The sequence below is a fragment of the Streptomyces hirsutus genome (genome assembly GCF_001418415.1).
In the GTDB taxonomy this organism is placed as follows: domain Bacteria; phylum Actinomycetota; class Actinomycetes; order Streptomycetales; family Streptomycetaceae; genus Streptomyces; species Streptomyces hirsutus.
In genome coordinates this window covers 1-713 of sequence record NZ_LIQT01000579.1, presented here as the reverse complement: position 1 = coordinate 713, position 713 = coordinate 1, and the positions used below count along the sequence as shown (strand labels likewise).

At 72.8% G+C, this 713-nt stretch carries 1 protein-coding gene; it reads left to right on the top strand.

Going from position 1 to position 713, the window contains the following annotated elements:
• Positions 1-48: 48 nt before the first annotated feature.
• On the top strand, positions 49-713 hold a 665-nt coding region (locus tag AOK11_RS34850), incomplete at its 3' end, for an alcohol dehydrogenase catalytic domain-containing protein (protein WP_063793568.1).

Sequence of the window (713 nt, the reverse complement as noted above, 5' to 3'; positions counted from 1 at the left end):
CTGCTCCGGCATGCCCGGAGCCGGGACTCACCCCGAGGAGCCGTGGCGTTGAAGGCGCTCGTCAAGGACAAGGCCGAACCCGGGCTGTGGCTCGCGGACGTCCCGGAGCCGGCCGTCGGCCCCGGCGACGTGCTCATCAAGGTGCTGCGCACCGGCATCTGCGGCACCGACCTGCACATCCGCGCCTGGGACGGCTGGGCCCGGCAGACGATCAGCACCCCGCTGATCCTCGGGCACGAGTTCGTCGGCGAGGTCGTGGAGACCGGACGGGACGTCGGCGAGATCAGGACCGGTGACCGGGTCAGCGGCGAGGGCCACCTGGTGTGCGGCACATGCCGCAACTGCCAGGCCGGACGCCGGCACCTGTGCCGCGCCACCGTCGGCCTCGGCGTCGGCCGCGACGGCGCGTTCGCCGAGTACGTCACCCTGCCCGCGGCCAACGTCTGGGTGCACCGCGTTCCCGTCGACCTCGACGTCGCCGCGATCTTCGACCCGTTCGGCAACGCCGTGCACACCGCCCTGTCCTTCCCGCTCGTCGGCGAGGACGTCCTGATCACCGGTGCCGGACCGATCGGCCTGATGGCCGCCGCGGTGGCCCGGCACGCCGGCGCCCGCCACGTCATGATCACCGACGTCAGCGAGGAGCGTCTGGAACTCGCCCGCAAGATCGGCGTGAGCCTGGCGCTGAACGTGCGGGACTCGGCGATCGCCGA